The organism is bacterium, from assembly GCA_021159335.1.
GTDB lineage: Bacteria > UBP14 > UBA6098 > B30-G16 > B30-G16 > JAGGRZ01.
Genome location: JAGGRZ010000169.1, coordinates 1 through 5556, shown reverse-complemented (window position 1 = coordinate 5556; position 5556 = coordinate 1). Strand labels below are relative to the sequence as shown.

General features: G+C 44.0%; 5 protein-coding genes and 1 tRNA gene. All 6 read left to right on the top strand.

What is annotated here, in order from left to right:
• The first annotated feature begins 215 nt into the window (after positions 1–215).
• The 6 genes from J7J62_09340 to J7J62_09315 all read left to right on the top strand — a co-directional run bounded on the left by J7J62_09340 (position 216) and on the right by J7J62_09315 (position 5526).
• Positions 216–289: transfer RNA gene (locus J7J62_09340), tRNA-Arg, on the top strand.
• A 20-nt stretch (positions 290–309) separates the two neighbouring features.
• Positions 310–951, top strand: coding sequence for a DedA family protein (locus tag J7J62_09335; GenBank protein MCD6125356.1), 642 nt, complete (start codon positions 310–312; stop codon positions 949–951).
• Between the two features lie 291 nt (positions 952–1242).
• Positions 1243–3717 carry a hypothetical protein gene (locus J7J62_09330; GenBank protein ID MCD6125355.1) on the top strand — a complete coding sequence of 825 codons (2475 nt, stop codon included), beginning with the start codon at positions 1243–1245 and terminating at the stop codon, positions 3715–3717.
• 44 nt (positions 3718–3761) lie between these two features.
• Positions 3762–3992 (top strand): hypothetical protein, encoded by a 231-nt coding sequence (locus J7J62_09325; GenBank protein ID MCD6125354.1) that lies wholly within the window; start codon positions 3762–3764, stop codon positions 3990–3992.
• Positions 3993–4031: 39 nt separating this feature from the next.
• On the top strand, positions 4032–4925 hold the full coding sequence (locus tag J7J62_09320) for a CPBP family intramembrane metalloprotease (GenBank protein ID MCD6125353.1): 894 nt from the start codon (positions 4032–4034) through the stop codon (positions 4923–4925).
• Positions 4926–5295: 370 nt separating this feature from the next.
• Entirely contained in the window at positions 5296–5526 is a 231-nt protein-coding gene (locus tag J7J62_09315) for a type II toxin-antitoxin system HicB family antitoxin (GenBank protein ID MCD6125352.1), read from the top strand.
• Positions 5527–5556: the final 30 nt, after the last annotated feature.

Below are 5556 nucleotides of genomic sequence, written 5' to 3'. Positions count from 1 at the left end.
GCAGCGAAAATGACGGATAGAAGTATCGCCAACAAACCCCCATACTTCATTTGAACCTCCTCATGTTAATTTTTTTCCCACAATCTAATTAAATAAAGCCATTATTTGCTGTCAAGCAATTAAAATCGTTTGTTAAAACGGGCTTTGGATACAATTTTTGTGGTTTAGATTTTGCTTGATTTTCGGGAGGATATAGATAAGAATAAGAGATGGTTGCGCCCTTAGCTCAGCTGGATAGAGCGTCGGACTACGAATCCGAAGGTCGCAGGTTCGAATCCTGCAGGGCGCGATAAATTTTATTTTATCGCTATGGATTTCACGCAGATAAAAGCTGAACTTAAGGAAAGAATCGCAGCCACAAGAAACCCATTGAAAAAACTTTATTATTGGGTTCTGGGGTGGGCATATTCTAAATACGGCGTCTGGGCTCTTATATTCACCGCTTTCTCGGAATCGAGCTTCTTCCCTGTCGCCCCCGATTCCCTTATACTTCCCATGTCGCTTTCCAGACCAAAGCGTGCTTTTTATTATGCTGGGTTGGCAGCTGTGTTTTCAGTTCTTGGCGGAATGCTGGGCTATGCTATCGGTTTGTGGCTTATGAAAAGCATCGGAGTAAAGCTTCTCACGCTTTACGGTGCCATGGATAAATTCAACGAGATAGCGAGACTTTATAACAAATACGATGCCGTAGCAGTCGCAGCCGCGGGGTTTACACCTATACCGTATAAAGTTTTCACCATAGCTGCTGGAGCCTGCAAAATAAATTTCCTCGTTTTTGTCGTCGCATCAGCAGCCAGCCGCAGCGCAAGATTCTTCCTTGAAGCCGCCCTGATGTATTTTTTCGGTGAGCCAGCAAAAATATTCATCGAAAAGTATTTTAACTGGATTATTCTCGCAACATTTATAGCAGGAGTTGTGGGGTTTGTGGTGGTCAAGTATGCTATAAAGTAGTTTTCGCACAATCCTCGATTCGCTATCTTTCCTTGAAATAACAGGATTCGTCGATATATAAAATTTAACAATTGGTATAACCAGCAAAAATATTCATCGAAAAGTATTTTAACTGGATTGTTCTCGCAACATTTATAGCGGGAGTTGTGGGGTTTGTGGTGGTCAAGTATGCTATAAAGTAGTTTTCACTGAATCCTTAATATGCTATCTTTCCGTTGAAATAACGGGATTTGTCGCTATATAAAATTTAAGAATTGGTATAAATTAGTTTCTCGTGCGTGGAGGGCTTTGGTGAGGCGATGGATAACCGTAACATTCATTTTAACTTTAATAGCGGTTGCTTGCGCCAACGAGGAACTTCTGCAACTTCGCAGGGCACAGCTTGACAGCATAAAAGAAGCGATAAGAAAGAAAGGAGCCAAATGGCAGGCAAGCATGACCCCAGTATTTCTGCTTTCCGATGAAGCCAGAAAGAATCTTCTTGGCGAGATAAGTTTGTTTCCATCGGATACACCCCCCGAATGGGTCCCACAAAGAATTCATTTTGTGGTGCCGTCAACGACATCGAGCTTCGACTGGCGAAATCATTCGGGCAGGGATTGGACTACCCCTGTTCGTGACCAGGATAGCTGTGGTTCTTGTTGGGCTTTTGCCACAGTCGGGAGCTTTGAAGCATGTATAAACATTTATGCTGATTCAGCTGAATTTGACCCCGACCTTTCCGAACAGCAGCTCGTTTCGTGTGACACTATGTTTGGCGGGTGCTCGGGTGGTTCGTTTGCCGGTAGATATCTCGTTAACACAGGGCTTTTCGATGATAGCTGCATGCCATATGTCGCTTACGACCAACCATGCACCTCGCGATGCAGTGACTGGCAAAGCAGAATAAAATTTAAGGCGCTGGCATATTATAATGTCACGGGTGGCGCCGACAGCGCAGGGATAGAAAACATAAAAGAAGCCGTTTTAACTCATCCTGTTTACTCCTCGATGCGGGTTTACTCAGATTTTCTCTCATACTCAGGCGGTGTTTACGAGCATGTTGCTGGAAGTTACATTGGCGCTCACGCGATAGTCATAGTTGGTTTTAATGATACGGACTCGGCGTGGATATGTAAAAACTCATGGGACACTACATGGGGTGAATCGGGCTGGTTCAGGATAAAATACGGAAATTGCGGAATAGGAACATATTGTCGGGTTATAGTGCCCGCAACGAGGGTGGAAATAAATTCCGAATACAATCAGGTTTATCCTCACCTTGGCACATACTTCATTGGGTTCGACAGCACGCTCGAATTTTATGCCGTGTCACCCGTGATGGGCGGTGGCGATACGGTTTTTGCGTTTGATTGCTGGAATGTCACCGGCAAGGACGATTCGACGATAGATACGACTGATGTCAGCCTTACAATAGATTTTCCAACAACTATTACCGCTCAGTGGGACACTATTACTGGTGTTCCAAAAGTCGATGTAACTCTGCTTACTGACCCAGATGGGCTTACGATAAAATTCGCGAGGATACCGTATACAGGCGACACAACGATAACATGGATGGCGGAAAGCACGGTAACGATAACCACCGATTCCACTCAGTGGATTGAGGTAAGCGATGTGGTTATGAGAAGATATTATTTTACCAGCTGGGACCCCGATTCACCGCGCACATTTTCCTACGAACTTTCCGACACGAGCGGTGCCGATACATTTTCCGCGAGTTTCTCGACCGACTCAACTAAGTTCCTCCTGACCTTCGATTCCACACCGATAAAGTGCGAATTCATATTCTCTGCCGCTCCTATAACAGACCCCACAATTACCGCGCCCGTATCATTCTGGTCTGATTCGGGATACAGTTTTTTCGTGTCTGCGGAGAACAAAAACCTGATAGATTCTTCGTGGCGGTTCACGCATTGGGAGGATTCATGCACCGATTACCTTAGAGCTATAAACACAACTGGTCCCGATACATTCGTTGCCGTTTTGGAAAAGTTTTTCAGGTTCGATGTTCGCAATGGTGGTCATGGAACGGTCGGTGTTGGAAGCAATGTTGTTGATAATTTATGGGTTCACGAGGACAGTGTTGGAACGCTTTGGGTGGACTCCACATTGGTTAGAACGAGCGAGCTTTATGGTTTTATTTTCAAAGGATTCGTGGGAACCCATCCTACGAGCGCATGTACGCTCACAGTGACTATGGATGGTCCCGTTTACGATACTGCATCCTGGGATAGTGCAGCGCACATAATAGCATACTCAGAGCACGGAACGACATGGGGAACTGGCTGGTATGTTATTGATAGTATCGCCGTGATAGGCGCTCAGGATACTGTCGTGGAAGGTGTTGATACTTTTATTTTTGCAGGATGGTCAGGTATAACATTTTCTACTGCGAACCCATGCACGCTCGTTGTGGACAGCGGAGGCACTGCGTTCGCGGTTTGGGATACTGTTTATCTTGCCCTCCACGATTCATTAGGGTTAAAACCCCGGAAAGAATTCTTGGTTTTCGTTTCGCCGAATCCATTTAATTCCACCGTGAAAATCGAGTCCGATGTAGGGTGCGAGGGTCTTGTGGTTGATGTATTCGATGTTCTGGGCAAAAAGGTTGTGACTCTGGCTGGAGGAAATGCTAAGCGCGAAAGATGTGTTGTAACCTGGTCACCGTCAAAAAGTTTGCCCTCCGGGGTTTACATAGCAGATGTTCACCTGCCAGAAAATCCTTCCATAAGGCAGCGAAAAATTTTAATTTATTTGAAGTAAGCCGTTTTGTTATAATAGGCTCAAATCCAGAAAAGGGGATTAATGTGAATTACGAGCGGGAGAAAAAGTATTTTATGTCTTATTGCGGCTCGTACTGCCGTCTTTGTGATTGGCACACGGGCAAAATAAAACGAACATTCATTCGTGCGGCTGGCATGGTGGATGAGTTCGGATTCGCAAAGCTTTTTAGGGATGATATGGATTGGGAGAACCTTATGCTTGGTCTTTCGAGAATAGATGGAAGGGGCGTGGCGGGAATCTCGCGAAAAAGATAGTTTTTGGATTTTGTGCGTAAAATCTGAGGGGAATCGGAAATGAATGTAAATGTAAGAAAAATTACTGCATTCGTGCTAATTACCTTCGCTATAAACTGGGCGATAGTTTTTGCTGCGGTTATACTTGGCGTTTCGTGGAATACCCCGATGGCTACTGCTGTGGGGGTTGTTTACATGTTTGTTCCGCTGGTTTCAGCTTACATAGTGCAGAAGGGTTTTTACAAAGAGCCAGCTCGCGCCGCATTCGGAATAAATTTTAGGCTTAATAGGTGGTGGCTTTTCGCTTGGCTTTTGCCTCTGGGATTCGCGGGCGGAACATTTCTCGTTAGCTTGCTTTTCCCAGGAATAGAATTTTCGCCCGATATGGCAGGCTTTTTCGAAAGACTTCGCCAGTTTGTTCCCGCTGATAAAGTCGCTGAAATGAGGAAAATGGTTAGCTCGCCATTATCAGTACTTATCATAACTGTTTTTCAGGGGCTTGTAGCAGGCGCAACTATAAACGCTGTTGCTGGTTTCGGGGAGGAGGTAGGCTGGCGAGGACTCTTGATGCGGGAATTGGCGCCCTTAGGTTTCTTCAAGTCATCGCTTATGATAGGATTTTTGTGGGGAATTTGGCATGTTCCTCTCGTGATTCAGGGGCATAATTATCCGCAACATCCGCAATTCGGAGCGGTGATGATGGTTGGCTGGTGCATTTTGCTTGCGCCGATATTTAACTTTATTAGGCTCAAGTCGGGTTCGGTTATTGCCGCATCTATTTTGCACGGGACATTGAACGCGACATATGGTATTCCAATAATGTTCATAAGAGGTGGCAATGACCTGCTTGTAGGGATAACGGGACTTGCGGGATTTATCGTGCTCGCAGTCGTTAATCTGCTGATTTTCATTTTCGGGAATCCTGAAAAGCTCATATTAAAATATTTTAATTAGCTTGATTTTTCATTTTTTATTGCTATATAATATATTAGTAATAATGATAAATTTCGGTAGATTAAGATAAAGCTAAGACTATGTGAGATTCAGAGGAGTAATAATCCTTTGATACCATTTTGAATGAGGAAACATGACTTTGTGTGATTGGATGTATGAACGCAATACTAAGCCCACTTTCCAAAGTTTGGATGATATCCGCAATGCGGATATGGATGAGCCATCCGAAAAAGCAATACTGAATACACTTTCCAAAATTCGGATGATATCCGCAATGCGGATATGGCTGAGTTGTCCGAAATTGCGGGCTATGAGGTTAGGAAAAGGTTAAAACATGGCGGATATATTATATAATCGAGGTGGCTGAAAAATGGTAATATTAACAGCAATAATTCATAAAGAAGAAGATGTGTATGTTGCTGAATGTCCTGAAGTCGGAACCGTGAGTCAAGGTAAGACTATTGAAGAAGCAATCTATAATTTAAAAGAAGCAACTGAATTGTATCTTGAAGAGTTTCCGCTGGAAGAAAAAGATCATCCGCTCCTCACAACTTTTGAGATATCAATAGAAATGGGGGCCAAGAAAGTTGCCAAAGCTTAGAAATGTTTCTGGAGAAGAAGTTGTCAAAAT